Source organism: Streptomyces sp. NPDC002490 (assembly GCF_040296045.1).
In the GTDB taxonomy this organism is placed as follows: domain Bacteria; phylum Actinomycetota; class Actinomycetes; order Streptomycetales; family Streptomycetaceae; genus Streptomyces.
Window position 1 is genome coordinate 16,627 of the sequence record NZ_JBEOWM010000051.1, and the last position, 25,340, is coordinate 41,966.

General features: G+C 74.3%; 25 protein-coding genes. 9 read left to right on the top strand and 16 right to left on the bottom strand.

Translation table 11 applies throughout. The annotated features are described in order from the left end of the window. Nucleotides 1-185 precede the first annotated feature (185 nt). The 5 genes from ABT092_RS25750 to infC form a co-directional block, all read right to left on the bottom strand. Complete coding sequence (locus ABT092_RS25750) at nucleotides 186-1,316, bottom strand: sensor histidine kinase (RefSeq protein ID WP_351247844.1); 1,131 nt, start codon at nucleotides 1,314-1,316, stop codon at nucleotides 186-188. 165 nt (nucleotides 1,317-1,481) lie between these two features. Continuing rightward, nucleotides 1,482-2,327: a TrmH family RNA methyltransferase gene (locus tag ABT092_RS25755; protein WP_351247846.1), complete on the bottom strand. Its 846-nt coding sequence runs from the start codon at nucleotides 2,325-2,327 to the stop codon at nucleotides 1,482-1,484. A gap of 155 nt (nucleotides 2,328-2,482) precedes the next feature. Next, the gene (rplT, locus tag ABT092_RS25760; RefSeq protein ID WP_351247848.1) at nucleotides 2,483-2,869 is read right to left on the bottom strand and encodes a 50S ribosomal protein L20; all 387 of its coding nucleotides are present in this window, start codon (nucleotides 2,867-2,869) and stop codon (nucleotides 2,483-2,485) included. Nucleotides 2,870-2,973: 104 nt separating this feature from the next. Beyond that, nucleotides 2,974-3,168 carry a 50S ribosomal protein L35 gene (gene rpmI, locus ABT092_RS25765; RefSeq protein WP_003947156.1) on the bottom strand — a complete coding sequence of 65 codons (195 nt, stop codon included), beginning with the start codon at nucleotides 3,166-3,168 and terminating at the stop codon, nucleotides 2,974-2,976. Between the two features lie 106 nt (nucleotides 3,169-3,274). Continuing rightward, nucleotides 3,275-3,961, bottom strand: coding sequence for a translation initiation factor IF-3 (gene infC, locus ABT092_RS25770; RefSeq protein ID WP_351247888.1), 687 nt, complete (start codon nucleotides 3,959-3,961; stop codon nucleotides 3,275-3,277). 413 nt (nucleotides 3,962-4,374) lie between these two features. Between infC and ABT092_RS25775 the strand changes: the two genes are divergently transcribed. Continuing rightward, nucleotides 4,375-4,779 (top strand): DUF1844 domain-containing protein, encoded by a 405-nt coding sequence (locus tag ABT092_RS25775; RefSeq protein WP_351247850.1) that lies wholly within the window; start codon nucleotides 4,375-4,377, stop codon nucleotides 4,777-4,779. A 29-nt stretch (nucleotides 4,780-4,808) separates the two neighbouring features. Here the strand turns inward: ABT092_RS25775 and ABT092_RS25780 are convergent, their stop codons facing one another. Then, nucleotides 4,809-5,549 (bottom strand): SseB family protein, encoded by a 741-nt coding sequence (locus ABT092_RS25780; RefSeq protein WP_351247852.1) that lies wholly within the window; start codon nucleotides 5,547-5,549, stop codon nucleotides 4,809-4,811. Between the two features lie 124 nt (nucleotides 5,550-5,673). Here ABT092_RS25780 and ABT092_RS25785 point away from each other — a divergent pair, with 124 nt between their 5' ends. Further along, entirely contained in the window at nucleotides 5,674-6,642 is a 969-nt protein-coding gene (locus ABT092_RS25785; protein ID WP_351247854.1) for a serine hydrolase, read from the top strand. Between the two features lie 20 nt (nucleotides 6,643-6,662). On the opposite strand, the gene mycP is transcribed toward ABT092_RS25785, so the two are convergent. Then, nucleotides 6,663-7,862, bottom strand: coding sequence for a type VII secretion-associated serine protease mycosin (gene mycP, locus ABT092_RS25790; RefSeq protein ID WP_351247856.1), 1,200 nt, complete (start codon nucleotides 7,860-7,862; stop codon nucleotides 6,663-6,665). Next, complete coding sequence (locus ABT092_RS25795) at nucleotides 7,859-9,118, bottom strand: hypothetical protein (RefSeq protein WP_351247858.1); 1,260 nt, start codon at nucleotides 9,116-9,118, stop codon at nucleotides 7,859-7,861. The genes mycP and ABT092_RS25795 overlap by 4 nt, the downstream gene beginning before the upstream one ends. An 869-nt stretch (nucleotides 9,119-9,987) precedes the next feature. Between ABT092_RS25795 and ABT092_RS25800 the strand changes: the two genes are divergently transcribed. Then, nucleotides 9,988-10,416 (top strand): pyridoxamine 5'-phosphate oxidase family protein, encoded by a 429-nt coding sequence (locus tag ABT092_RS25800; RefSeq protein WP_351247860.1) that lies wholly within the window; start codon nucleotides 9,988-9,990, stop codon nucleotides 10,414-10,416. 43 nt (nucleotides 10,417-10,459) lie between these two features. Here ABT092_RS25800 and ABT092_RS25805 read toward each other — a convergent pair whose 3' ends face one another. The 3 genes from ABT092_RS25805 to ABT092_RS25815 are packed head-to-tail and all read right to left on the bottom strand — an operon-like array spanning nucleotide 10,460 to nucleotide 14,031. Continuing rightward, nucleotides 10,460-11,263: a 3-oxoacyl-ACP reductase gene (locus tag ABT092_RS25805; RefSeq protein WP_351247862.1), complete on the bottom strand. Its 804-nt coding sequence runs from the start codon at nucleotides 11,261-11,263 to the stop codon at nucleotides 10,460-10,462. A gap of 3 nt (nucleotides 11,264-11,266) precedes the next feature. After that, nucleotides 11,267-12,649: an aldehyde dehydrogenase family protein gene (locus ABT092_RS25810; RefSeq protein WP_351247864.1), complete on the bottom strand. Its 1,383-nt coding sequence runs from the start codon at nucleotides 12,647-12,649 to the stop codon at nucleotides 11,267-11,269. A gap of 8 nt (nucleotides 12,650-12,657) precedes the next feature. Continuing rightward, entirely contained in the window at nucleotides 12,658-14,031 is a 1,374-nt protein-coding gene (locus ABT092_RS25815) for a glutamine synthetase family protein (RefSeq protein ID WP_351247866.1), read from the bottom strand. 76 nt (nucleotides 14,032-14,107) lie between these two features. Here ABT092_RS25815 and ABT092_RS25820 point away from each other — a divergent pair, with 76 nt between their 5' ends. The 3 genes from ABT092_RS25820 to ABT092_RS25830 all read left to right on the top strand — a co-directional run bounded on the left by ABT092_RS25820 (nucleotide 14,108) and on the right by ABT092_RS25830 (nucleotide 17,158). Continuing rightward, entirely contained in the window at nucleotides 14,108-14,830 is a 723-nt protein-coding gene (locus ABT092_RS25820; protein ID WP_351247868.1) for a FadR/GntR family transcriptional regulator, read from the top strand. A gap of 118 nt (nucleotides 14,831-14,948) precedes the next feature. Continuing rightward, a complete protein-coding gene (gene eat, locus ABT092_RS25825) occupies nucleotides 14,949-16,397 on the top strand; it encodes an ethanolamine permease (protein WP_351247870.1) in 1,449 nt (482 codons plus the stop codon). A gap of 65 nt (nucleotides 16,398-16,462) precedes the next feature. Continuing rightward, entirely contained in the window at nucleotides 16,463-17,158 is a 696-nt protein-coding gene (locus ABT092_RS25830) for a gamma-glutamyl-gamma-aminobutyrate hydrolase family protein (RefSeq protein ID WP_351247890.1), read from the top strand. Here the strand turns inward: ABT092_RS25830 and ABT092_RS25835 are convergent. Continuing rightward, nucleotides 17,139-18,077 (bottom strand): LysR family transcriptional regulator, encoded by a 939-nt coding sequence (locus ABT092_RS25835; protein ID WP_351247872.1) that lies wholly within the window; start codon nucleotides 18,075-18,077, stop codon nucleotides 17,139-17,141. The genes ABT092_RS25830 and ABT092_RS25835 overlap by 20 nt on opposite strands. 70 nt (nucleotides 18,078-18,147) lie before the next feature. Here ABT092_RS25835 and ABT092_RS25840 point away from each other — a divergent pair, with 70 nt between their 5' ends. Continuing rightward, nucleotides 18,148-19,269 (top strand): SLAC1 family transporter, encoded by a 1,122-nt coding sequence (locus ABT092_RS25840; protein WP_502968506.1) that lies wholly within the window; start codon nucleotides 18,148-18,150, stop codon nucleotides 19,267-19,269. 33 nt (nucleotides 19,270-19,302) lie between these two features. Here the strand turns inward: ABT092_RS25840 and ABT092_RS25845 are convergent, their stop codons facing one another. The 4 genes from ABT092_RS25845 to ABT092_RS25860 all read right to left on the bottom strand — a co-directional run bounded on the left by ABT092_RS25845 (nucleotide 19,303) and on the right by ABT092_RS25860 (nucleotide 23,792). Next, nucleotides 19,303-20,034: a helical backbone metal receptor gene (locus ABT092_RS25845; protein ID WP_351247876.1), complete on the bottom strand. Its 732-nt coding sequence runs from the start codon at nucleotides 20,032-20,034 to the stop codon at nucleotides 19,303-19,305. Between the two features lie 45 nt (nucleotides 20,035-20,079). Continuing rightward, complete coding sequence (locus tag ABT092_RS25850; RefSeq protein WP_351247878.1) at nucleotides 20,080-20,670, bottom strand: helix-turn-helix domain-containing protein; 591 nt, start codon at nucleotides 20,668-20,670, stop codon at nucleotides 20,080-20,082. A gap of 244 nt (nucleotides 20,671-20,914) precedes the next feature. Further along, entirely contained in the window at nucleotides 20,915-22,714 is a 1,800-nt protein-coding gene (locus tag ABT092_RS25855) for an ABC transporter permease/substrate binding protein (protein WP_351247880.1), read from the bottom strand. Then, nucleotides 22,707-23,792 (bottom strand): quaternary amine ABC transporter ATP-binding protein, encoded by a 1,086-nt coding sequence (locus ABT092_RS25860; protein WP_351247882.1) that lies wholly within the window; start codon nucleotides 23,790-23,792, stop codon nucleotides 22,707-22,709. Before ABT092_RS25860 ends, ABT092_RS25855 begins: the two co-directional genes overlap by 8 nt. Nucleotides 23,793-24,073: 281 nt before the next feature. On the opposite strand from ABT092_RS25860, the gene ABT092_RS25865 reads away from it, so the two are divergent. Both ABT092_RS25865 and ABT092_RS25870 read left to right on the top strand, forming a co-directional pair. Next, nucleotides 24,074-24,979: a 5'-3' exonuclease gene (locus ABT092_RS25865; RefSeq protein WP_351247892.1), complete on the top strand. Its 906-nt coding sequence runs from the start codon at nucleotides 24,074-24,076 to the stop codon at nucleotides 24,977-24,979. A gap of 46 nt (nucleotides 24,980-25,025) precedes the next feature. Continuing rightward, nucleotides 25,026-25,340: siderophore-interacting protein (locus tag ABT092_RS25870; protein ID WP_351247884.1), on the top strand; the 315-nt coding region annotated here is incomplete at its 3' end.

Genomic DNA, 25,340 nt, shown 5'->3' on the forward strand with positions numbered 1-25,340 from the left:
GCTCGTGGACGCCCCGTCCCGGGAGGGGGACGGTGCCGTCCCGGACTGTGGGGACGCAAAGGTGCCAGGGGCCGAGTCTAACGGGGTCGGGCTCCGCTCCCGCGCCGTAGGGCCCCGCCCCCGGTGTGCGGGGAGGGGGACGGGTGCGTCGGGGAGCCGCCCTGTCTGGGTGTGCCCGTGACCCCTCAGACCAGATAGGCGGGGATGGCCACGGGCAGGGTAAATCGGAACTGCGCCCCGCCGTTGGGGTTCCGTCCGACGGTGATCGTTCCCCCGTGGGCCTCGACGATGCCCTTGACGATGTACAGGCCGAGTCCGGTGCCGCCGCGCTTGCTGCCCCGCCAGAAGCGGGTGAAGACACGGTTCATGGACTCCTCCGGAATGCCCGGCCCCTCGTCGCTGACCGTGACCGAGGTCCCGGTGATCCCGGGTTCCCGCGGGCACGGCGTGGGTTCCACCTCGATGGTGACAGTTCCCTCGCCGTGCCGCACCGCGTTTTCCAACAGGTTGCTGAGCACCTGGTCGATCTTGTCGGGGTCGGCCCAGAGCGCGGGCAGCGGCTGGCGCAGCCGGACCAGGAACCGGTCCGCGGGCTGTCCGGCCGCCACGTGGGCCTGGACGTGCCGACCGACCGCCGCCCCGATGTCGACCGGCTGGCGCCGGACCTCCAGGCGCCCCGAGTCGATGCGGGAGATGTCGAGGAGCTCCGCGATCAGCCGGGTGACGCGGTTGGCGTCGGCGTCGACGGTCTCCAGCATCAGGCGCTTCTGGTCGTCGGTGAAGCGCTCCCACTTGGCGAGCAGGGTCGCGGTGAAGCCCTTGACGGAGGTGAGGGGGGAGCGCAGCTCGTGGGCGACGGTCGCGATCAGCTCGGCGTGGCTGCGTTCGGTGCGGCGGCGGGCCTCGGTGTCCCGCAGGGACACGACGACGCGGCGAACCGGCCCCTGCGGCGCACTCCGGACGTAACGGACGGTGACCATGACCTCGCGTCCGCCGGGCAGCAACAGGTTCCGCTCGGGTTGTCCGACCCGGATGGCGAGCCCCCCGTAGGGGTCGGTCAGCCGCCACCAGCGCCGGCCCTCCAGGTCCTCCAGCGGGAGGGCGACGTCCAGCGGCCTGCCGAGGGCCTCGTCGGGAGAGACGGCGGTAATCCGGGCCGCCGCGGCGTTGAAGCAGATGACCCGACCGCCCTCGTCGGCGATGACCAACCCGTCGGGGAGGTCGTCCGGGGTGGTTCCGTACGCGTCCTGATCTGCGGGCACGACGGCGCCGCATGCACCGTCCGTGTCCGCCGCACCACCGGTGCCGACCGTCATCACCCCGTACCCCACCTCTCGAACTGGCGCAGTGGGCCCCCGAGTTCGTCACCCTACTAGTCGCCGGTCCCCTACTACCAGTCACCGACGGCACGGGGGGACGCCCCGCAGGCACACCCCGCGACGTACGACGGACGGGCGGGGGGCGTGCCCCGTGGGCGCACCCTATGCCCGGCAGCCGCCCCGTGTGCGCTGTGCCCGGGCGGATGCGTAGAGACATACGGCTGCGGCGGTCGCGAGGTTCAAGCTCTCGGCCCTGCCGTGGATGGGCACCCGGACCACCGCGTCGGCGAGCGCCCGGGTCTCCTCGGGCAGGCCCCACGCCTCGTTGCCGAACACCCAGGCGGTGGGACCGCCCATGGTGCCCCGGTCGAGTTCGGTGTCGAGGTCGTCCGCACCCGCGCCGTCCGCGGCGACGATCCGCACCCCGGCCTCCCGCAGCCGGGTGACCGCCGTCTCGACGGGCACGCCGACGGCCACCGGAAGGTGGAAGTGGGAGCCGACCGAGGCCCGGACCGCCTTGGGGTTGTACAGGTCCACGGAGGCGTCGGTCAGGACGACCGCGTCCGCTCCCGCGGCGTCGGCGCAGCGCAGGACGGTGCCGGCGTTGCCGGGGTCCCGGACGTGGGCGAGGACGGCGACCAATCGGGGGCGGGCGGCGACGATGTCGGCGAACGGGGTGTCGAGGAACCGGCAGACGCCGACGAGGCCCTGCGGGGTGACGGTGGTGGAGATGTCCGCGATCACCTCCTCGCCGGCGAGGTGGACGCGGGCACCGACCTCGCGGGCGCCGGCCATGATCTCGGGATAGCGCTCGGCGGCGTCCGGGGTGGTGAAGAGTTCGACCAGGGTGGCCCGGTCACCGGTGCGGTGGGCCGCCGCCTCGCGCACCGCCTGCGGTCCCTCGGCCAGGAAGAGGCGCTCCTTGCCGCGGACGTTGCGGCGGGCGAGCCGCCGGGCCGCGGCGACCCGCGCGGAGCGCGGGGAGATCAGCTCGGGACCGGTGGACATCGCGGGGCTCCCTGCGTTCGTGGCTCGGTGCGGGACCGCTCCGGCCGCGGTCTGGCTCCTCGCGCGGCGGGGCGGTGTGCGGACGCGACCGGACCCGTGGACCTCAGGGTCCACGGGTCCGTACGTCACCGCCGCGGTGCGGCGGGGGCGGCGGTTCAGGCAGCCGCGCGCGGGGCGTTCACGTCGCTCGGCAGCGCCTTCTGCGCGACCTCGACGAGCGCCGCGAAGGCGTTGGCGTCGTTGACGGCCAGCTCGGCGAGGATCTTGCGGTCCACCTCGATGTTGGCGGCCTTCAGACCCTGGATGAAGCGGTTGTAGGTGATGCCGTTGGCGCGGGCCGCGGCGTTGATCCGCTGGATCCACAGCTGACGGAAGTCGCCCTTGCGCTTCTTGCGGTCGTTGTAGTTGTAGACGAGGGAGTGGGTGACCTGCTCCTTCGCCTTGCGGTACAGGCGCGAGCGCTGGCCGCGGTAACCGCTGGCCTGCTCCAGGATCGCCCGGCGCTTCTTGTGGGCGTTGACTGCCCGCTTGACGCGTGCCACTTGTTAGCTCCTTGTAGCGGGGCCGCGGTGATCCTCACACGGCCCGGTATCGATTGGGTCCCGGTCCTGACGTCGCGCGGCCCCCGGCGAGGGGGACCACCGCGTCACTTGCCGAGAAGCTTCTTGATCTTCTTGGCGTCGCCCGGGGCCATCTCGGCGTTGCCGGTGAGGCGACGCGTCAGACGGGACGACTTGTGCTCAAGCAGGTGGCGCTTGCCGGCGCGCTCGCGGAGCACCTTGCCGGAGCCGGTGATCTTGAAGCGCTTGCTGGCACCGCTGTGCGACTTGTTCTTCGGCATAGCGCCGTTATCTCCTCGTCGGTGGCGCCCCGGTGCCCGGCCCTGGAGACCGGGCGGGTGGAGCGTCATGTGTGTTGATGGACATCCCCGGACGCGAGCCCTGGGATCACGCCTCGGCGGACGCCTCGGCCGGAGCTTCCTGGACCGGAGCGTCCTGCGCCGGAGCTTCCTGCGCCGGGGCCTCTTCGGCCGCGGGCTGCGGGGAGCGGCCCGGCTGCTGGGCCTGGCGCTCGGCCTTGCGGGCGGCCTGGGCCTCCCTGGCCTCGGCCATGGCCTCGGTCTTCTTCTTGTGCGGACCGAGGACCATGATCATGTTGCGGCCGTCCTGCTTCGGGTTGGACTCCACGAAGCCCAAGTCCTGGACGTCCTCCGCGAGCCGCTGGAGCAGTCGGTAGCCGAGCTCCGGCCGGGACTGCTCGCGACCACGGAACATGATCGTGATCTTGACCTTGTCACCCTGCTTGAGGAACCGGACGACGTGACCCTTCTTGGTGTCGTAGTCGTGCGGATCGATCTTCGGCCGGAGCTTCATCTCCTTGATGACCGTGTGCGCCTGGTTCTTGCGCGCCTCACGGGCCTTCATGGCCGACTCGTACTTGAACTTCCCGTAGTCCATGAGCTTGCAGACGGGCGGACGGGCGTTCGCCGCGACCTCGACCAGGTCCAGGTCGTACTCCTGGGCAAGCTCCAGGGCCTTGGCGAGCGGAACAATCCCGACCTGCTCGCCGCTGGGACCGACAAGTCGCACCTCGGGAACGCGAATCCGGTCGTTGATGCGGGGCTCGGCGCTGATGGATCCTCCTCGGTAGCACCACGCGACGGCCTGGCGGGCAGCCGCGTAACGTCTCTTCTTCGTGAGACCTAACCGCGCCGACGCACGAAAAATGCCCCGGACGATCACAGCGGGGCTCCTCACATACCGGAACACCGCCGCGATGCCGCGGGGCGTACGTTCGGGCTGGTCGCACCGGAGTGCGATCGCCTGACCGGTGACCCGCCACCCCGGAGGGCGGTCAGGTGGGAGAGCGGAGCCTCCACTTGTGGGCCGGGCACGCGGGTGTCCAGCCGGTCGCCTCATAGGCTAACAGTTCCGCGACAGCACGGCCAATCCCCACGGTCAAGACCGCCTGACCGCGGGATTTCCGAGCGCCGGTCCGGCGGGACCGGCCGTCCCGGCCCGCCCGAACGGGGCCTATCGTGTGGGACATGAGTGACGCCACCCCGCAGAACCCGGCCGCCGCGGCCACCGAACTCCCCGGGACCCCCGAGCAGGCGGTCTCCGACTTCGACACCCTGACCCGGGACATCGCCGACGTCCCGGCCGTCGAGGTGATCACCACGGTGGCGGTCCACCTGATGAGCGCCGCCGCCGTGAACCTCGGCCTCGCGGAGGACGGCGAGCGGCACAAGGACCTCGACGAGGCACGGAAACTGATCCACGCGCTGGCCGGTCTGGTCGACGCGGGCGGCACCGAGATCAGCTCCTTCCACGCGGCCCCGCTGCGGGACGGCCTGAAGTCGCTCCAGCTGGCCTTCCGCGAGGCGTCCGTCGTGCCCGACGGGCCCGGTCAGGGCCCCGGCGAGAAGTACACCGGTCCCCTCTACCGCTAGCAGGACCCTCCCCGTCGGACCCGGGTCGCTCAGCCGCGTGCGTACAGCGGCCGTCCCGGCGGGGTGCTGCCGGGCGGCAGCAGGGCCAGGTCAAGGCCCTGCACCAGCCGGGCCCGCAGGGTGAGGTCCTCGGCGAGCCGCTCCGCGAGGGCGCGCACCACCTCGGTGGGGGACGCCGTCGCGTCCAGCACCAGGGCGAGGATGCCGTCCGCCCGGCCGGGGCCCAGGTGGGCGCTGGCCACGGCGGGCTCGGCGGCGACGATGGCCCGGACCGCCTCGGTGACGGCCGGATCGGCGAGCGGGTCGGTGGAGGTGCGGCCCTCGGCGAGGGCCAGGAGGGCGGGGCCGGTGAGTTCGTAGGGGACGGGGCCGGCCAGGTCGATGACGAGGGTGTCCGCCTTCTCGTGGGCGAGGGCCTGGAGGGCCTGTTCCAGCGGGACGGCGATGGGGCGCGCCGCGGGGTCCCAGCGGGCGAGCGAGGCGGTGGAGGTGAAGGCCGGCAGGGCGGTGCGGCCGTGCGCCTTGAGCGTCGGCACCGCCATATCGCTGGTCTTCTCCCGGCGCAGGCCGTTCTCGTCCTCCTCGACCTCGCCGAGCAGGGCGACCACCGGCACCAGCAGACGGGTGCCCCGCAGGGCTTCGAGCACCGGACCCTCGGCGGTGCGGTCGCCGGCCCAGGCGGTGAGCGCGGCGCTCAGCCGGGGGTCCGCGGAACCGTCGTCGTCGGAGTAGCCGGGCTGCGGGATGTTCTTCTTCGCCTCGTTCGCCACGGCCCCGATCCTAGTGGGGCGCCCGGGGCGGGCCGCGGGCGGTCCGAGGGAGGTCGGCGGCTTTCTCAGCGGAAGCTGAGATTCATCTCACGGACCCCACAGGGGAGCGCCGGAGCATCCCGGCATGGTGCTGCGCCCGCGCGCGGCGGCACGGGCCGCCGCCCCCCGGATCGTCCTGTTGGTCGTCGTCGGCTCGTTGCTGGGCGGCCCTTCGGGCTGTGCCCCGGGCGGTGCCCGCCCGGTGGCGGCGAGCCCGCCCGCCTCCCCCGCCGGTCCGCCGCGGCCGGTGCCCTCCCCGACGCCGACCGGGCCGGCCGGCGGTGCCGGGGCGGCGCGGGCGGAGGGCGCCGGGCAACGGCTGGCCGAGGCCCTGGAGGCGGTCCGCGCCCCCGGGCGGGCGCGGTTCTCGGTGGCGGTGGTGCCGGTGGGGAGCGGGGAGGTGACCGGGTACCGGAGCGGTTCGTCGTACGTGACCGCGAGCATCGTGAAGGTGGACATCCTGGTGGCCCTGTTGGTGACGGCGCAGCGCGCGGGCCGGGGGCTGACCGCCGGCGAGCGGGGCAGCGCGGCGGCGATGATCCGGCGGAGCGACAACGCGGCGGCGGACGCGCTGTGGGCGCGGATCGGCGGCGCGGCGGGGCTGGACGCGGCGAACGCGCGGCTCGGGATGGAGCGGACGGCGGCGGGGGGCGCCGGGCGGTGGGGGCTGACCCGGACCACCGCGGCCGACCAGGTGGAGTTGTTGCGGGCGGTGTTCGGCCCGCAGGGTTCCCCGGCGCTGAGCCCGGCTTCCCGGGCCTACGTCCAGCGGCTGATGGGAGGGGTGGTGGCCGGGCAGGACTGGGGGGTGTCGGCGGCCGACGAGGGGGGTCCGGTGCTCAAGAACGGGTGGTTGCCCCGCTCCGCGACCGGCTTGTGGGTGGTCAACAGCATCGGTCGGGTGACCGCAGGGGGGCGGGAGTACCTGGTGTCGGTGCTGTCGGACGGGAACGCTTCGATGGCGGCGGGCGTCGCCCTGGTGGAGCGGGCCGCCGCGGAGGCGGTCCGGGCGGTGGCGGGCGCGGAGCCCGACCCGGCGGCCTCTGCGGGGTGAGTCCGGTGCCGGCGCCCCGGTCAGGCCGGGCGGCGGCGCCAGAGGATGACCGCCACGGCCAGCAGGGCGACCCCGATCCCACCGGCGAACGGTCCGACCCAGCGGTGGTCCTCCTGCGGTGCGGGGCGGTCCGGGCCGGGGCCGAAGTAGCGGGTGGGGTGGTCCCCGGCGCGGGGCACGGGGCCCACCGCGGCGCCTTCGGCGATGGCGGCGACGGGGTCGACCATGCCGAATCCGCGGGAGTCGTCCCGGCCGCCTTCCGGGGCGTTGCTGGCGGTGTCCTCCAGCAGCCGCTTGATCTGGGCGGGGGCGAGGTCGGGGTGGGCGGCCCGGATCAGGGCGACCGCGCCGGAGACGAAGGCGGCGGCGGCGCTGGTGCCCCAGCCCCCGTAGTAGTCGCGGTCCGGGTCGACCAGGACGACGTCCTCGCCGGGTGCGCTGACGGTCGCGTACCAGCGCCGGGTGGAGAACGGGGCCCGGGTGCCGAACCGGTCCACGGCGGTGGCCGCGATGACGCCCGGGTAGGCGGCGGGGTAGGAGACGTGGTCCCCCTTCTCGCCCCCGTTGCCGGCCGAGGCGACGACCGAGGCGCCCTTCCTCAGGGCGTACCGGACGGCCGCGTCCTCGGCGGGTTCGGGATGGGCGGAGGCGGAGTCGTCGCCCAGGGAGAGGTTGATGACGTCGGCGCCCTGGTCGGCGGCCCACCGGATGCCTTCGGCGAGGGCGGTGCCCCGGGTGTCGCGGGCCTTCTTGCGGGCCGGGTCGCCGTCCTCCAGGATCACCCGGATCGGCAGGATCTTCGCCTCGGGCGCGATGCCCATGACCCCGTCGGCGTTGCCGATCCCGTGGCCGTGTCCGGCGATGATCCCGGCCATCGCGGTGCCGTGCCGGGCCCAGGGCCGGTCGCCGCGGCGGGCGCCGAACCCGATCAGGTCCTTGCCGGGCAGGACGTTGCCGGCGAGGTCGGGGTGGAGGTCGTCGACCCCGGTGTCGAGGACGGCGACGGTGATGCCCGCGCCCCGGGTGGTGCGCCACGCCTCGGAGACCCGCAGCGCCTCGTGGCTCCACTGCTGCCGGGCGCGGACGTTGTCGGCGTGGGCGGCGCTCGTCGGCAGCAGCCCGAGGGCGGTGCTCAGGGCCGCGCACAGGACGGCCGTGGCCGCGCGGGACGGTGCCCCGGTGGCCCGGGGCGGGGGTATCGGTCGGTGCCGTGACGTCATGAGGTCTGCTCCGTGGTCACGGTGATGCGGGTGCGCAGGGCCCGCTCGATGCGGTCGGCCAGGCCCTTCGCCTCGTGGCCGAGGCCGGACTGGGCGGGGGCGGAGGTGCCGTCCCCGCGGGCGGCCTCGGCGGCCGGTTCCGGGTCGGGGACCACCCGGCCGTCCGCGAAGCCCGACACGGCGAAGACGACGACCGGCACGTCGGTGAGGACGGACAGGGTCCAGGTGGCCCGTTGCGGGTCCCCGAATCCGGCGGCGGGGGTGCCCTCGGGGCCGTAGGCGCGGGGCATCAGTTCGCGCAGCCGGTCGAGGCCCTGTTCGGAGAAGCGGGTGTGCAACCGGTCCATGCCGGGGGCGTCCGTCGTGGTGAACAGCAGGCCGACGGTGGTCAGATGGCTCCGGGTGGCGTCGGTGTAGGTGGCGCGCACCAGCCGTTCGCACCCGGCGGGGGCGAGGGCCTTGCGCAACTGCGGGTCGAGGCCGGGGCCGCAGGTGCTGTCGGGGGCGACGGCGACCCGCTTCCAGATCCGGTCGGCGCCGCCGGGGCCGGCCTCGTCGCCGCGCACGGTGGGGGGGAAGAGGCCGTCGACGGGGGTGTCGTGCCACAGCTCCGCGGCAGCGGCGAAGCGGTCGGCCGGTCCGGGGGCGGCGTTGCTGTCCTCGGTGAGCCAACTCCCGGTGACGGCACCACCGATGAGGCCGAAGCCGAGGATGGCACAGGCGGTGGCGGTGGCCGCGCGGTAGCGGGCGAAGCCCCGGAGTTCGCCGTCCTCCCGGTCGACGGGGGCGCGCAGCGGGTGCAGCGCGTCGGCGGGCAGTCGATGGAGCGGCTCGTCGTCGTATCCCGCCCCTGCCGGGCCGCGCGGGTCGGGCCGGGACGGACGCCCCTGGCTCGGGGGCGGGGCGTCGAAGGGGGCGTCGAACCGGGCGGACCGGTCGTACCCGTAGCCGGATGCGCCGGCGCGCGGGACGGTGCGCGGGGCCGGCGGACGGCGCGGGGAGCGCGGCGGGTGCGCGGGCCCGGTACCCGGCAGTTCGGCGCCGGGGGTGCCGGCGGGCGGCACGGGTCTGTACGGCGGCCGGGCGGCGGGGGGCTCGGGGGGCGGCTCGTCGGGGAAGCGGGCGGAGGCGACCGGGGGCGGGGGCGTGCCGTGCCCCGGGGCGGGCGCACCGGGGGCGGGGACCTGGTCGGGCCGGGTCCGACCGGGCGTGCCGGCGGTCCCCGGGCGTGCCGGGACGGGGTTGTCGTCAGCCATTCCGCGAACGTCGAACACCCCTCGAGTATCCAGCGACGGGTACGCGCCGTGGACGTCGGAGGCCGAACTCGCCCCGATCGAAGGGTGCGTGCCGGGTGCGTGGGGACCGACCCCCGGATGGGGGGCGTGGGCGGGGCGCGGGGGCGCCGAGGGGCGGGGCGGGTGCGGGGCGACGCTGGGGAAGGGCGGCGGGGGGGCGGGGGCGGTGGGGAACGGCAGCGGCGGTGCGGGGGTGGGCGGGGGCACGGGGGCGGGCCCGGTCGTGTCCGTGCTCATGCGCCCCCCGTTTTCCGGCCGGTCCCCTCGGACCGGTTCGCCCGTTCCGGGCGCGCCGCCCGGGTGACCTCCCGCGGGTCGTCGGGGCCGTGTCCGGGGCGGGGCGGGGCGTGCCCCGTCCGGTGCCCCGGGCGGGTCGCGCCGACCGCCCGGAAGGGTTCGGTGTCCGCGGTGCCGGGCCCTCCCCCGGCGGCCCGGCAGCGGCGCGGACGGCCGCCCGCCGTCACACGCCGTGGTCGGGCCACGGACGTTCATCGCTCCCGTCCGCGGCAGGGGCCGCGGGGCGGGTTGACCGGTCGTCGGGGGCTGCCCGCCGTCCGGCCGTTCGTCTGCGTGGGCGTCACTCTACGGGTTGATGACCTTCGCCGGGGAGCCGGTCGCGGCACTGGTGGCATCTGCCCGGTACGTCCCCCCGTCCGGGAGGCCCGCGGGCCGTGGCCGGTTCCCGACGCACCGCCGGGAAACCTCGGGGTGCGGGAGGGGCAGCGGGTTACGGTGGGTCACCGGTGTGCCGTGCGGCAAGGGCGACCGGTGCTCCCCGAACGCGCCCGTTGCCCCGACCGGGGAACGGCCCACGTCAGCAAGGAGATTCCATGCCACTCACGCCGGCGGAACGCGAGGAGTTCCTCGCCGAGCCCCGCATCGCGGCCCTCTCGGTGGACTCGGGCGATCCGAACCGCGGACCGGTCTCGGTGCCGATCTGGTACCAGTACGAACGGGGCGGCGACGTCTGGATCCTCACCGGGGCCACCTCGCGCAAGGCCGAGCTGATCGCCGCGGCCGGACGGTTCACGCTGCTGGTGGAGCGCACCGAGCCGACCGTGCGGTACGTGTCGGTGGAGGGGCCGGTCGTGGAGACGGCCCCGGTCACCGACGCGCGCCACCGCGAGTTGGTCGCCCGCTACCTGCCCGCCGACAAGGCGGCGGCGTACCTGGAGTTCGCCGAGCGGGACCTCGGCGAACAGGTGATGATCCGGATGCGTCCGCAGTCCTGGATCGCCGCGGACCTCGGCTCGCTGTGACCGTGCGGCGTCCCGGCCCGGGCCGGGACGCGCACCGTCCGCCCTACAGCGGCGTGACGTACGCCCCGGCGATCCCGCCGTCCACCAGGAAGTCGGTGGCGTTGACGAACGAGGCGTCGTCGCTGGCGAGGAAGGCGACGGCGGCGGCGATCTCCTCCGCCTCGGCGAACCGGCCCACGGGTACGTGCACCAGTCGGCGGGCGGCCCGCTCGGGGTCCTTGGCGAACAGTTCCCGCAGCAGCGGGGTGTTGACCGGTCCGGGGCACAGGGCGTTGACCCGGATGCCCTCGCGGGCGAACTGGACGCCCAGTTCGCGGGACATGGCGAGGACGCCGCCCTTGGACGCGGTGTAGGAGATCTGGGAGGTGGCCGCGCCCATCCGGGCCACGAACGAGGCGGTGTTGATGATGGAACCCTTGCCCTGGCGCCGCATGTAGGGGATGGCGGCCTTGCAGCAGAGGTAGACGGAGGTCAGGTTGACCTCCTGGACCCGGCGCCACGCCTCCAGTCCGGTGTCGAGGATGGAGTCGTCGTCGGGGGGCGAGATGCCGGCGTTGTTGAAGGCGATGTCCACCGAGCCGTAGGTGTCGTGGGCGGTCCGGAAGAGCGCCTCGACCTGGTCGGCGTCGGTGACGTCGACCAGGACGAAGGTGCCGCCGACCTCCTCGGCCGCCGCCCGGCCCGCGCGTTCGTCGATGTCCCCGCAGACCACGTGCGCGCCCTCGGCGGCGAGTCGGCGGGCGGTGGCCAGTCCGATGCCGCTGCCGGCTCCGGTGATGACTGCGGTGCGGCCGACCAGGCGCCGGCAGGTGCCGTCGGCGGCGGTGCCGCGGGGGGTGTCGGTCATGGCTCAGACCTCCGTGCTGAGGAAGACGTTCTTGGTTTCGGTGAAGGCGGCGAGCGCGTCGGGGCCGAGCTCGCGGCCGAGCCCGGACTGCTTGAAGCCGCCGAACGGGGTCCAGTAGCGGACGCTGGAGTGGGAGTTCACCGAGAGGTTGCCGGCGGCGACCGCTCCGCAGACGCGCAGCGCGCGGCCCACGTCCCGGGTCCACACCGAGCCGGACAGCCCGTACTCGGTGGCGTTGGCGAGGCGGACGGCGTCCTCCTCGTCGCGGAACGGGAGCACCACGGCGACGGGGCCGAAGACCTCTTCGACGGCGACGGGCGCGTCGGGGGCGAGGTCGGTGAGGATGGTGGGCGGGAACCAGAAGCCGGGTCCGTCCGGGCACCGGCCGCGGATGCCGGGGTGGTCGGCGGGGACGTAGCCGCGGACCCGGTCGCGTTGGGCGCGGGAGATCAGCGGGCCCATCTGGGTGTCCTCGTCGGCGGGATCGCCGACCCGTACCGCGTGCACGGCGGGGGCGAGCAGGTCGAGGAAGCGGTCGTGGACGGACTCCTGGACCAGGATGCGGGTGCGGGCGCAGCAGTCCTGCCCGCTGTTGTCGAGGAAGGACATCGGGGCGCTGGCCGCGGCGGCCTCCAGGTCGGCGTCGGCGAAGACGACGTTGGGGCTCTTGCCGCCGAGTTCGAGGGTGACCCGCTTCAACCGGTCGGCGCACTTGGCCATGATCGACTTGCCGACCGCGGTGGAGCCGGTGAACACGATCTTCGCGACGCCGGGGTGGGTGACCAGGGCGTCGCCGGCGACGCCACCGGCACCGGGCAGCACCTGGAAGAGGTGGTCCGGCAGACCGGCCTCCAGGCCGAGTTCGGCGAGCCGCAGCGCGGTGAGCGGGGTGGTCTCGGCGGGCTTGAGGAGGACGGCGTTGCCGGCGGCGAGGGCGGGGGCGGTGCCCCAGGCCGCGATGGGCAGCGGGAAGTTCCACGGGGCGATGACGCCGACCGCCCCCAGGGGTTCGAGGAGGGTGACGTCGAGTCCCCCGGGGACCGGGATCTGGCGCCCCATCAGCCGTTCCACCCCGCCGGCCGCGTAGTCCAGCAGATCGCGGACGTTGGCGGCCTCCCAGCGGGCGTTGCCGAGGGTGTGTCCGGCCTCGCGGACCTCCAGGGCGGCCAGTTCGGGCACGTGCGCGTCGACGACCGCGGCGAAGCGGCGCAGGGCGCGGGCCCGGTCGCCGGGGGCGAGGGCGGCCCAGGTCCGCTGGGCCGCGGCGGCGCGGCGCACGGCCCGGTCCACGTCGTCGGCGGTGGCGCCGGGAACGGTGGCGATGACCTCCTCGGTGGCCGGGTTGAGGACGGTCAGTTCGTACGGCTCGTGCGGGGGGTTCGGCACGGCGTTCCTCACAGGCGTTCGAAGGAGCGGCGCAGCTCCCAGTCGGTCACCGCGGCGTCGAAGGCGGCGAGTTCGACCCGGGCTGCGTGGTGGTAGTGGTCGACGACCTCGTCCCCGAAGGCGGCGCGGGCGATCGGGCTCGCGGTCCAGAGTTCGGCGGCCTCGCGCAGGGTGGTGGGCACCTGGGCGTGGCCTGCGGTGTAGGCGTTGCCGGTGCAGGGCTCGGGCAGTTCGAGGCGCTGCTCGACGCCGTGCAGTCCGGCGGCGATCAGACCGGCGACGGCGAGGTGGGGGTTGACGTCCCCGCCGGGCAGCCGGTTCTCGAACCGCAGCGAGGGGCCGTGGCCGACGACCCGGAGGGCGCAGGTCCGGTTGTCCGGGCCCCAGGCGACGGCGGTGGGGGCGAAGGAGCCGGGTTGGAAGCGTTTGTAGGAGTTGATCTGGGGGGCGTACAGCAGGGAGAAGTCCCTCAGGGCGGCGAGTTGTCCGGCGAGGAAGTGACGCATCACGGGGGACATGCCGTACGGGTCCGTCGTCGGGTCGCCGGCCAGTACGGGGCGGCCGTCGGCGTCGGTGAGCGAGAGGTGGACGTGGCAGGAGTTGCCCTCCTTCTCGTTGTACTTGGCCATGAAGGTGAGGGAGACGCCCTCCTGGGCGGCGATCTCCTTGGCCCCGGTCTTGTAGACCGCGTGCTGGTCGCAGGTGACCAGGGCCTCGTCGTAGCGGAAGGCGATCTCGTGCTGACCGGGGTTGCACTCGCCCTTGGCCGACTCGACGGTCAGGCCGGCGCCGGCCATGTCGTTGCGGATGCGGCGCAACAGGGGTTCCACCCGGCCGGTGCCGAGGACGGAGTAGTCGACGTTGTACCGGTTGACCGGGGTGAGGTCGCGGTAGCCGGTGTCCCAGGCCCGTTCGTAGCTGTCCTCGAAGACGATGAACTCCAGCTCGGTGGCGGCCCGGGCGCTCCAGCCGTGGGCGGCGAGCCGGTCGAGTTGGCGGCGCAGGATCTGCCGGGGCGCGGCGACCACCGGTGAGCCGTCGTGCCAGGCCAGGTCGGCCAGGAGGAGGGCGGTGCCCGGGTGCCAGGGCAACAGGCGCAGGGTGGCCGGGTCGGGCCGCATGGCGAAGTCCCCGTAGCCGCGGTCCCAGGAGGACATGGCGTAGCCGTCGACGGTGTTCATCTCGGTGTCGACGGCGAGCAGGTAGGTGCAGCCCTCCGTGCCGTGCGCCAGGACCTCGTCCAGGAAGAAGCCGGCGGCGAACCGCTTGCCCTGGAGCCGTCCTTGCATGTCGGGGAAGGCCAGGACGACGGTGTCGATCTCACCGCTCGCCACGAGGGCGCGCAGTTCCTCGACCGCGAGCGGGGGTGTGCGGTCTGCCACGGGCGGGCCTCCTTCGGTCAGCCGGAGCACATAAGGTATGCACGAGAACCATTGATGGGGAAGGGGGTGCGCTCGGATGGGGCAGGACGCCGACGACCGGCTGACTCCGATACTCCGCCCGGTGCGGGCCGGGAACGGTTTCGAAGAGGCGCTGGAGCAGGTCCTCCAGGTGGTCCGCCTGGGACTGGTGCCGGAGGGCGAACGGCTGCCGTCCGAACGGGAGCTGTCGCAACGGCTCGGGGTCAGCCGGGTCACCCTGCGCGAGGTCCTGAAGGTGCTCACCGACCAGGGCCTGGTGGAGTCGCGGCGCGGTCGGTACGGCGGAACGTTTGTGCTGCCCCGGGGCGGTGCGCCCGGGGAGGCGGAGTTGCGCCGGCGGGTCGCCGGGGTGGACGTCGAGGACGTGTTGCGGTTCCGGGAGGTGCTGGAGGTCGGCGCGGCGGGACTGTGCGCCGGACGGGAGCTCGACCGGACCGGCGCGGACCGCCTGCGCACCGCCCTGGCCGCCACCGGGGACGCCGCGCCCGCCGACTACCGGCGGCGGGACACCCTGCTCCACCTGACCCTCGCCGAACTCTCCGGCTCCCCCAGCCTCACCGCCCAGTACGCCGCGGTGCGGGCCCGGGTCAACGACCTGTTGGACTGCATCCCCCTGCTGGTGCGCAACCTGGAGCACAGCCAGGAGCAGCACAGCGCGCTGGTGGCGGCGGTGCTCGCCGGGGACGCGCCCGGGGCCCGCGCGGTGATGCGCGAGCACTGCGAGGGCACCGCGTCCCTGCTGCGCGGCTTCCTCGGCTAGCCGGTCCGGTCCGGGCGGGACCGGCGCAGGGGGCTTGCCAACTCCCCATCCGCGGCGCAAAGGTATGGCCTCGTTCCATTGAGCCCGCCCAGGTGTCGCACCAGTGGGGAGCCCCGCCATGACCCTGAAGCCCCTGAAGTCCCCGTCGCCCGGGTCCGGGGACGGCCAGGACGCCTACTTCGCCCGCCGGGCCCTGCGCCGGGGCAGTGCCGGCTGGCTGCTGCTCACCGGTCTCGGCGTGGCGTACGTCGTCTCCGGCGACTTCTCCGGCTGGAACTTCGGCCTGGCCGAGGGCGGCTTCGGCGGACTCGCCATCGCCATGCTGCTGATGGGTGTGATGTACGCGTGCATGGTGTTCTCGCTGGCCGAACTGTCGTCGATCCTGCCCACGGCGGGCGGCGGCTACGGCTTCGCCCGTCGTGCGCTCGGCCCCTGGGGCGGGTTCCTCACCGGCACCGCGATCCTCATCGAGTACGTCCTGGCACCCGCCGCGATCTCCATCTTCATCGGTGACTACGTCGAGTCGCTGGGGCTGTTCGCACTGACCTCGGGCTGGCCGGTCTACCTGGCGTGCTTCGTGGTCTTCATAGGCATCCACCTGTGGGGCGTCGGGGAGGCGCTGCGGTTCAGCTTCGTGGTCACCGGGATCGCGGTGACCGCCCTGCTGGTCTTCGCGATCGGGGCGTTCACCGAGTTCGACGCCTCCGGGCTGAACGACATCCCGGTGGACCCGGAGGCGTTCGGCGCCAACTCCTGGCTGCCGATGGGGCTGCTCGGCATCTGGGCGGCCTTCCCGTTCGGCATGTGGTTCTTCCTCGGGGTCGAGGGGGTACCGCTGGCCGCCGAGGAGACCCGCGACCCGGCGCGCACCCTGCCCCGGGCGATCATCTGGTCCATGGGCGTCCTGGTGGTGCTGGCGCTGCTCACCTTCCTGGCCTCGACGGGCGCCCGCGGCTCCGCCGCGATCCAGGACGCGGGCAACCCGCTGGTGGCGGCGCTCCAGCCGGACGGGGAGCCCACCACGCTGAGCCGGATCGTCAACTACGCCGGGCTGGCCGGGCTGATCGCCTCGTTCTTCTCGCTGATCTACGCGGGGTCCCGGCAGCTGTTCGCCCTCTCCCGGGCGGGCTACCTGCCGCGCTTCCTCTCCCTCACCAGCCGCCGCAAGGCCCCCTACCTGGGGCTGCTGGTGCCGGGGGCGGTGGGCTTCGGCCTGGCGGCGTCGACCGGTGACGGCGCCGGGATGCTGAACGTCGCGGTCTTCGGGGCGACCATCTCCTACGCACTGATGTCGCTGTCCCACATCGTGCTGCGGCGACGGGAACCCGGACTGTCCCGGCCCTACCGCACCCCGGGCGGGACGGCCACCTCCTCGGTGGCCCTGGTCCTCGCCTGCGCGGCGCTGGTCGCCACCTTCCTGGTGGACGTGACGGCCGCCGTGATCGCCCTGCTGGTCTACGGCGCGGCGTTGGCCTACTTCGGCGTCTACAGCAAGGACCGGCTGGTGGCCCGGGCCCCCGAGGAGGAGTTCGCCGCGCTGGCCGCGGCCGAGGCCGAGTTGCGGTGACCGCTCGGGGCCACCGCGGCGGACCGACCCGCGGGAACGAGAACGAGCGAGGAGTGGAGGCCGTGGTGAACGGACCCCTGATCGGAGTGAGCACCTACCGGGAGGAAGCGCGCTGGGGGGTGTGGCGGTCGGAGGCGGTGCTGCTCCCGCTGGGGTACCCCCGGCTCGTGCAGGACGCCGGGGGGCTCGCCGTGCTGCTGCCGCCCGACGATCCCGCGCGCGCCGCGGCGGCGGTGGCGCGGCTGGACGGGGTGGTGATCGCCGGTGGCCCGGACGTGGAGCCCGGACGGTACGGGGCCGACCCGGACCCCCGGACCGGCCCGCCCGCCCGGGAGCGGGACGCCTGGGAACTCGCCCTGATCCACGCGGCGCTGACCGCGGGGACCCCGCTGCTGGGCATCTGCCGGGGGATGCAACTGCTGAACGTGGCCCTCGGCGGCACCCTGCTCCAGCACCTGGACGGGCACACCGGTGGGGTCGGCGACTTCGGCGCCCACCCGGTGACCGCGGTGGCGGGCACCCGCTACGCGGCGCTGGCCCCGGGCACCACCGAGGTGCCGACCTACCACCACCAGGCCGTGGACCGGCTCGGCGACGGGCTCGTCGCCTCCGCGTACGCCGCGGACGGCACGGTGGAGGCGGTGGAGCGCCCCGGGCCGTCCTGGGTGCTGGGGGTGCAGTGGCACCCGGAGGCGGGCGAGGACCTGCGCGTGGTGCGGGACCTGGTCCGGGCCGCCGGACTCACCCCCGGGAGCGGGTGAGGGCCAGCAGGTCGCGGGCGGGTCCGGTGGGGCGGGGGCCGGTGGGCCAGGCGGCCCGCAGGGCGCGGGTGAGGGTGACGTCCCGCAGCGGGACGGCGACCAGCCGGCGCGCGGCCAGTTCCTCCCCCACCGCGAGTTCGCTGAGCACCGCCGGGCCCGCCCCGCTGACCGCGGCGGCCTTGACCGCGGTGGTGGAGGACAGTTCGATCAGCGGCCGGGCCAGTTCCCCCAGGGCCGCCACCAGCACCTGCCGGGTCCCCGACCCCTCCTCCCGCAGGATCAGCGGCGTCCCGGCCAACTCGGCGGCGGACACCGGACGCCGGCGCCGGGCCCAGGGGTGCGCGGGCGGGACCACCACGACCAGCCGGTCGTGGGCGATCACCGCGGTGTCCAGCCCGGGCGGCACCCCCACGCCCTCGACGAACCCGAGGTCGGCGGTGCCGGACAGCAGGCGCTCGGCGACCGCCGTCGAGTTCCCGGCCAGCAACGACACCGCGGTGTCCGGGCGTTGGGTGCGCAGCGCGATCAGCCAGCCGGGCAGCAGGTACTCCGCGATGGTCATGCTCGCGGCCACCCGCAGCCGGGAGTCGCGCCGGCCGCGCAGCGCCTGGGTGCCCGCGTCGAACGCCTCCGCCGCCTCGACCACCCGTCGGGCCCAGTCGGTGACCAGCGCCCCGGCCTCGGTGAGCCGCGAACCCCGCGGCGATCGGTCCACCAGGGTCACCCCCAGCAGCCGCTCCATCGCCCTGATCCGACCGCTCGCGGCGGGCTGGGTGATGCCGAGCTCCCGGGCCGCCCGGCCCAGGCTGCCCAGTCGCGCCACCGCCAGCAGCAGTTCCAGCGCGCCCAGGTCGGGCACCCGGTGCGCGAGCGGAGTGCGCGGCGGGGCACCGCCGACTCCCCCGGTGGATTCGCTCATCAGCTCAGCTTATGTCCTGATAGCGAGGAACCCCCTGGTGAGCCGGGTGCGCCCGGAGGACGGTGGGGGCATGGCCCCCGCCGCGACCGCACCCCCGCCCGCACCCCCCGCCCCGCCCCCGGCACGCCGCCGTGCCGGGCCCGCACCGGGCGGCGGAGCGCGCCGCTCGGTCCGTCACCTCGGGCCGAACTGGTACGCCACCGTGATGGGCACCGCGATCCTGGCCACGGCGGGCGCCGAGGTCGCCCCCGGGGCGCCCCTGCTCTGGCGGGTGCTGTGGTCGCTGTCCCTGGTGGTGCTGGTGGTGCTGGTCGCGGCGCGGGCACGGCACTGGCGCCGCCATCCCGACCAGGCCCGTGCACACCTGGACGACCCGGCGGTGGCCCCCTTCTACGGCTGTCTGGCGATGGCGCTGCTCGCGGTCGGCGGCGGCGCCGCGACACTGGGCCCGGACGTCCTGGGAACGCCCGGCGGCGTGCGGCTCGGGCTGGTGCTGTGGGTGCTGGGCACCCTCGTGGGCCTGGTGGTGGCGGTGGGCGTGCCGTACCGACTGGCGGCGGCGGCCCGGCGGAGCGGCCGGCGGCCGACGCCGGTGTGGTTGCTGACGGTGGTGCCCCCGGTGGTGTCGGCGGCCACCGGGCCGCTGTTCGTGCCGCACCTGCCGACACCGGCCCGGCAGCCGCTGCTGTTCGGCTGCCTCGTCCTGCTCGGGGCGGGCGTGCTCGGCACCCTGGTGCTGTTGCCCCCGGTGTGCGCGGCTCTGGTGGCCACCGGAGGGCCGCCGCTCGCGCTGACCCCGACGCTGTTCCTGGTGCTGGGGCCGCTGGGCCAGTCCACCACGGCGCTGGACCGGATCGCGGAGGAGTCCGGCTCCCCCGGGTGGGGCGCGTTCACCGTGGTGTACGGGGTGCCGGTGCTGGGGTTCGCGGTGTGCTGGCTGGTGGCGGCGACGGCCCTGGTGGTACGGGCCCGACGGCGGGGCATGCGCTTCACGATGGCCTGGTGGTCGTTCACCTTCCCGGTGGGCACCTGTGTGACCGGCGCGGCGGCCCTGGCCGACCGCACCGGGTCCGCCGGCTACCGGGTGCTGGCCGTCCTGCTGTACGCGGGGCTGGCCGCGGCGTGGGCGGTGGCCGCGGCCCGCACGGCCCGGGAGGTGGCGCTGGGGCGGTTGCCCGCCGCGCCCCGGTGAACCGGGTGTCGTCCCGCACGGGACGACAGCCGCTCACAGGCTCCGCAGCACACCGCGCAGGCTCGCCCCGATCATGCCGGGCGCCTGCGCCATCGACGGCCCGTACCAGGTGAGGTGGCGTCCGCTGACACAGACGGCGGGGAGCCCGAAGGACTCGGGTCCGTCGTCCTCGCCGAAGGGGTAGGGCTCGTCCGGCAGCACCACGATGTCGGCACCGCACTGCTGGAGCCGCTCCAGCGGCACGTGCGGGTAGCGGTCGCTGTGTTCCGCGTACACGTTGTCGACGCCGAGCCGGGCCAGCACGTCGCCGGCGAAGGTGTCGCGGCCCAGCACCATCCAGGGGCGCCGCCACACCGGGACCACCGCGGTGACCCGGTCCCACGGTTCGGGCATCCCCGACCACACCGACTCGGCGAGGTCCAGCCAGCCGGGCCGGCTGGCGGCACCGCACTCCCGGACCACCCGGTCGAGTTCGCGGAACGCCTGTTGCACCGAGCGGATCTCGGTGACGAGGACCTCGATGCCGGCCGCCCGCAGGTCGGCGATGTCGCGGGCGCGGTTCTCCTCCTCGTTGGCGATCACCAGGTCGGGGGCGAGGTCGACGATCCGCGGCACGTCGGGGTTCTTGGTGCCGCCGAGACGGACGGCGTCGAGCCCCTCGGGTTGGGTGCACCAGTCGGTGACGCCGACGAGCACACCGGGCAGGGTCACGGCCACGGCTTCGGTCAGCGAGGGGACCAGTGAGACGATCCGGGCAGATTTCACGGGATCAGCGTAGTGAGCGGACCGTGGTCCCCGATCCACCCGCAGTCATCTCCTGCGGTCCTGCACGGCGTCGATGTGCTCGGCGACGGCCACCACCAGGACCCGGGTGTCGGGCTCGGTGGCGCGCCAGCGGTGCCGCACGCCCCCGGTGAGGTACAGGGTGTCGCCCCGGCCGAGGCGGTAGGCGCGGCCCTCCGCCTCGATCTCCACCGCCCCGTCGGCGACGTACAGCAGTTCGTCGTTGCGGTGCTGGAACTCCCGTGCGGTGTCGTGGTCGCCGGTGAACTCGGTGGCGTGCAGCTGCTGATGGCCCCTGACCAGGGGCCGGACCCGGCTGGGCGGGGGTGCGGCGGACGGGTCGGCGCGCTCCGGCACCTCGACGGGGGCCTCGTCGCGCACCACGTCCACCGTGCAGGCCGGGTCCGCGGCGGCGAGCAGTTCGACGGCGGTGGTGCCCAGGGCGTCGGCGACCTTCTCCAGGGAGGCCCGACTGGGCCGCGCCCGCTCGTTCTCCACCTGGCTGAGGAACGGTACGGACAGCCCGCTGCGGGCGGAGACCACGGCGAGCGTCAGCTCCAGGGAGCGACGACGGCGGCGGACGGCCGCGCCCACCCGAAAGGATTCCTTCTCGTCCATGGTGACGGCTCCCTCCCCCGCTCGTTCGTGGTGCTCGGGCCCGGCACGGCCCCGTGGAGTACCTGCACCCCACACGTGTTCGGCAAACAAACGTCGCCAGTAGAGCACGCGCAGGGGGCGGACCCCGCCGGAACGGCGAAGCCCGCCCCGATTCTCCCGGGTGCGTGCCGCTCCCCCACATTCTCGCGCCATTCCCCCCGAAGGGCGAGGCACCGTGTTGACGGGGGCCCTCCGGCGGTCCGGATCAGCCGTCCGCGGGGAGCGGGGCCCAGGTGTCGAGGAGCTCCGGACGCTCCGCGAGCCAGCCGCGGACCGCCTCCTGCTCCTCGCCCTTGCCAGCCTTCTGGATGTCCGCCTCCAGGCTGGTGAGCTGTTCCTCGCTCATGGCGAAGTCCTTCAGCCAGCGTCCCACCTCGGGGTGGTCGTCGGCGAAGCCGTCCCGGCTGAGGGTGTGCACCCCGTCGCCCTCGCCCCAGGACCCCTTGGGGTCGGCGAGCTTCCTGAGGTCGTAGTCGCTGTAGGCCCAGTGCGGGGACCAGAGGGTCACCGCGATGGGCTCCTTCCTGGCGTAGGCGCGCTTCAGCTCCGCCAGCATCGCCGGGGTGGAGCCGTCGACGACCTCGTACTCCCCGTCGAGCCCGTAGTCGGCCAGGACGTCCTTCTTGAGCAGGCCCATCATGCCGGCGCTGGGCTCGATCCCGACGATGCGCCCGTCGAACAGGTCGGCCTTCCCCTTGAGGTCGGCCAGCGACTCCACGCCCTCGACGTACGAGGGCACGGTGATCTCCAGCGAGGTCGGGCTGTACCAGGAGCCGAGGTCGTCGAGGCGGTCGCCGTACTTCTTCCAGTACTCCGCGTGCGTGACCGGCAACCAACTGTCCGTCTGGAAGTCGATCTGCCCCTGGGCCAGGCCCGTGTAGAGCGGCCCGGCGGTGTACTGGGTGGTCTCCACCTCGAATCCGCGGCGCTCCAGCAGTTCCTTCCACAGGTAGGTGGAGGCGATGCCCTCGTCCCAGGGGATGTAGCCGATGCGGATCTTCTCGCCCTTGCCGATGCCGGCGGCGCTCGCGTCCTTCGCCCCGCCGCCGAGGAGGTTCGTCCCGCCCGCGACCAGGGCGAGCACCACGACGGCGACGACGGCGACCGCCGGCCGCGGGCGGTGCTGCCAGATCCGCAGGTCGCCGGCGGCGCGGGCCTTGGCGGCGGCGCGACGGCCGAGCGGGGAGAGCCGTTCGCCCAGGGCGCCGGTCATCCGATCGAGGTAGATGGCGAGGACCACGATGCCCAGGCCCGCCTCGAAGCCCAGGCCGATGTCGAGTTGGCCGATGGCCTCGTTGACGGCGCCGCCGAGGCCGCCGGTGCCGACCATGCCCGCGATGACCACCATGGACAGGCCCAGCATGATGACCTGGTTGACGCCGGCCATGATCGTGGGCAGGGCGAGCGGGAGCTGGACCCGGAACAGGGTGTCGCGCGGGGTGGTGCCGAACGCCTCGGCGGCCTCCACCAGTTCCGTGTCGACCTGACGGATGCCGAGTTCGGTCATCCGCACCCCGGGGGCGATCGCGAAGATCAGCGTGGCGACCACACCGGCCGGGACGCCCATGCCGAAGAAGAGGATGGCCGGGATCAGGAGCACCATCGACGGCATGGTCTGGAGCAGGTCCAACACCGGTCGGACGACGGCGCTCACGGTCTGCGAGCGGGCCGCCCAGATGCCCAGCGGCACCCCGAGGAGCAGCGCGATCAGGGTCGCGACCAGCACCAGGGCCAGGGTCGACATCGACTTGTCCCACAGTTCCAGGGAGTCGATGAGGGCGAAGCCGCCGAAGGCGAGGACCCCGGCCGTCAGACCGCGCAGCCACCAGGCGAGCACGGCGAACACGCCCGCGAGGAGCAGCGGCTCCGGGGCGCCGAGGACGGCGTCCACCGCGCCGTACAGGCCCTCGACCACGCTCTTGAGCGCGTCGAAGAGCCAGGCCAGATGGGTGACGAGCCAGTCGACCCCGTGGTCGACCCAGTCGCCGAGGGGCAGCCTAGGCATCGGCGTTCACCGCCCCGGCGCGGGGCGCGTCGCAGGGCGCGACGGCCCGCGGCGGCCCGGCCTCCTCGCCGAGCACGCCGAGCAGCCGGCGGCGCGGGACCACCCCGACGAGCCGGTGCCGGGCGTCCAGCACCGCGACCGGGTGCGGGACGCGCGCGCTGAGCAGGCACAGTTCGGTGAACGGGGTGTCCACGCGGGCGGTGGCGCAGGAGCAGTCGGCCTCGTCGCCGACCGGCTTCCCGTCCATGACGGCGGCCGCGGTCAGCACCCGGGAGCGGTCGACGTCCTGGGTGAACGCGGCCACGTAGTCGTCGGCCGGGGCGAGCAGGACGTCCTGCGCGGTGCCGCTCTGCACGATGCGGCCGTCCCGCATCACGGCCACCCGGTCGCCGAGCCGCATGGCCTCGTTGAGGTCGTGGGTGATGAAGACGATGGTCTTCTTGAACCGGGCCTGGAGTTCCAGGAGCTGGTCCTGCATGTCACGGCGGATCAGCGGGTCCAGCGCGCTGAACGACTCGTCCATGAGCAGCAGGTCGGCGTCGGTGGCCAGGGCCCGGGCCAGCCCGACCCGTTGCTGCATGCCGCCGGAGAGTTCGTCCGGCCAGCTCGCGTCCCAGCCGGCGAGACCGGTGAGGGACAGGGCTTCGGCGGCGCGCTCCTCCCGCTCGGCGCGCGGCACGCCCTGCACCTCCAGTCCGTAGGCGGCGTTCTCCAGGACGCTGCGGTGCGGGAAGAGGGCGAAGTGCTGGAAGACCATGCTGATCTTGCGGGCCCGGACCTCGCGCAGCTCGCGGGGGTCGAGTGCGGTGAGGTCCTGGCCGTCGTACCGGACCTGCCCGGCGGTGGGGGCGAGCAGGCCGTTGAGCATCCGCAGCAGGGTCGACTTGCCCGAGCCGGACAGCCCCATCACCACGAAGATCTGGCCGGGGTCGACCGTGAAGGAGGCGTCGATGACGGCGGCGGTGGCCCCGTCCGCGCGCAGTTCCTCCCGGTCGGCGCCGCGGCGCAGCCTCTCGACGGCGGAATCGGGTCGTCTTCCGAACACCTTGTACAGGTGTGCGGCTTCAAGCCTGGACACATGAACCTCTCGGGTCGAACCACGTACGGCCCGCCGTCCCCCGGGCGGGCCGTGGAGTTCCGCGGGGTCGGCCCGCCGCCCGGCGGCCGTGCTGCGCGGGTCGAGACGGGGCCGGGGTCACTCCGGCGGCGCGCCTGCCCGGACCCCCCGCACACAAACGTGTAAGTGACACGCGTCACCTGTCGACCGCTGGGCGCCGCGCACCACGACGGGTCGGATGCGGCGGCCCCGTCAGTGCCGTGGGGCATGATGCGGACGTGACTCAAGGAACGCGACGGCTCATGCTCCTGGACACCGCCTCCCTCTACTTCCGGGCCTACTTCGGGGTCCCGGAGTCGGTGCGGGCACCGGACGGCACCCCGGTGAACGCGGTGCGCGGGCTGCTCGACTTCATCGACCGGCTGGTCAAGGACCACCGCCCGGACGACCTCGTCGCCTGCATGGACGCCGACTGGCGCCCGCAGTGGCGGGTCGACCTCATCCCCTCCTACAAGGCGCACCGGGTCGCGGTGGAGACGGCGACCGGGCCCGACGAGGAGGAGGTGCCGGACACCCTGTCCCCGCAGGTGCCCGTCATCGAGGAGGTCCTGGACGCGCTCGGCATCGCCCGGGTCGGCGTGGCGGGCTACGAGGCGGACGACGTCATCGGCACCTTCACCGCACGGGCGACGGGGCCGGTGGACATCGTCACCGGGGACCGCGACCTGTACCAGTTGGTGGACGACGCCCGGGGGGTGCGGGTGCTGTACCCGGTCAAGGGGGTGGGCACCCTCCAACTCACCGACGAGGCGCTGCTCCGCGAGAAGTACGGGGTCGGGGGCGCCGGGTACGCGGACCTGGCCCTGTTGCGCGGCGACCCCTCGGACGGCCTGCCGGGCGTGCCGGGCATCGGCGAGAAGACCGCCGCCAAGCTGCTCGCCGAGTTCGGCGACCTCGCCGGCATCGTGGCCGCGATCGACCGACCGACCGCGAAACTGACCCCGACCCAGCGCAGGAGGCTGCACGAGGCGCTGCCCTACCTGGCGGTGGCACCGGAGGTGGTCCGGGTCGCCGCCGAGGTCCCGCTGCCCGTCGTGGACCCCGCACTGCCGCGCGCCCCCCGCGCCCCGGAGGCGCTCGACCGGCTCGCGGAGCGCTGGGGGCTCGGGGGGTCCCTCGGCCGCCTGAGGTCGACCCTCTCCCCGTGAGGTGTTAACTTAGGCAAGCCTAAGTAGCACGATCAGGGAGTCCGCCATGGCAGAGCGACCGGCCCGCAAGCCACCGATGACGCACGTCGGGCGCGTGGTGCGCACGGAGCGCCTCACCCCGCACATGCAGCGGGTGGTGCTCGGCGGCGACGGGCTCTCCGCCTTCTCCGCGGACGAGTGCACCGACCACTACGTCAAGCTGCTCTTCGCCCCGGACGGGGTCAGCTACCCCGAGCCGTTCGACATCCAGCGGGTACGGGCCGAGTTCCCCCGCACCCAGTGGCCCGTGACCCGCACCTACTCGGTACGGGCCTGGGACCCCAAGACCCGCGAACTGGCCATCGACTTCGTCGTGCACGGG

Excerpts from the sequence above, each read along its gene's own strand:
- ABT092_RS25750 (WP_351247844.1), bottom strand. The coding sequence starts at position 1,316 with ATGACGGTCGGCACCGGTGGTGCGGCGGACACGGACGGTGCATGCGGC.
- ABT092_RS25755 (WP_351247846.1), bottom strand. The coding sequence starts at position 2,327 with ATGTCCACCGGTCCCGAGCTGATCTCCCCGCGCTCCGCGCGGGTCGCC.
- rpmI (WP_003947156.1), bottom strand. The coding sequence starts at position 3,168 with ATGCCGAAGAACAAGTCGCACAGCGGTGCCAGCAAGCGCTTCAAGATC.
- ABT092_RS25775 (WP_351247850.1), top strand. The coding sequence starts at position 4,375 with ATGAGTGACGCCACCCCGCAGAACCCGGCCGCCGCGGCCACCGAACTC.
- ABT092_RS25785 (WP_351247854.1), top strand. The coding sequence starts at position 5,674 with ATGGTGCTGCGCCCGCGCGCGGCGGCACGGGCCGCCGCCCCCCGGATC.
- mycP (WP_351247856.1), bottom strand. The coding sequence starts at position 7,862 with ATGACGTCACGGCACCGACCGATACCCCCGCCCCGGGCCACCGGGGCA.
- ABT092_RS25795 (WP_351247858.1), bottom strand. The coding sequence starts at position 9,118 with ATGGCTGACGACAACCCCGTCCCGGCACGCCCGGGGACCGCCGGCACG.
- ABT092_RS25800 (WP_351247860.1), top strand. The coding sequence starts at position 9,988 with ATGCCACTCACGCCGGCGGAACGCGAGGAGTTCCTCGCCGAGCCCCGC.
- ABT092_RS25805 (WP_351247862.1), bottom strand. The coding sequence starts at position 11,263 with ATGACCGACACCCCCCGCGGCACCGCCGCCGACGGCACCTGCCGGCGC.
- ABT092_RS25820 (WP_351247868.1), top strand. The coding sequence starts at position 14,108 with ATGGGGCAGGACGCCGACGACCGGCTGACTCCGATACTCCGCCCGGTG.
- eat (WP_351247870.1), top strand. The coding sequence starts at position 14,949 with ATGACCCTGAAGCCCCTGAAGTCCCCGTCGCCCGGGTCCGGGGACGGC.
- ABT092_RS25835 (WP_351247872.1), bottom strand. The coding sequence starts at position 18,077 with ATGAGCGAATCCACCGGGGGAGTCGGCGGTGCCCCGCCGCGCACTCCG.
- ABT092_RS25840 (WP_502968506.1), top strand. The coding sequence starts at position 18,148 with ATGGCCCCCGCCGCGACCGCACCCCCGCCCGCACCCCCCGCCCCGCCC.
- ABT092_RS25850 (WP_351247878.1), bottom strand. The coding sequence starts at position 20,670 with ATGGACGAGAAGGAATCCTTTCGGGTGGGCGCGGCCGTCCGCCGCCGT.
- ABT092_RS25855 (WP_351247880.1), bottom strand. The coding sequence starts at position 22,714 with ATGCCTAGGCTGCCCCTCGGCGACTGGGTCGACCACGGGGTCGACTGG.
- ABT092_RS25865 (WP_351247892.1), top strand. The coding sequence starts at position 24,074 with ATGCTCCTGGACACCGCCTCCCTCTACTTCCGGGCCTACTTCGGGGTC.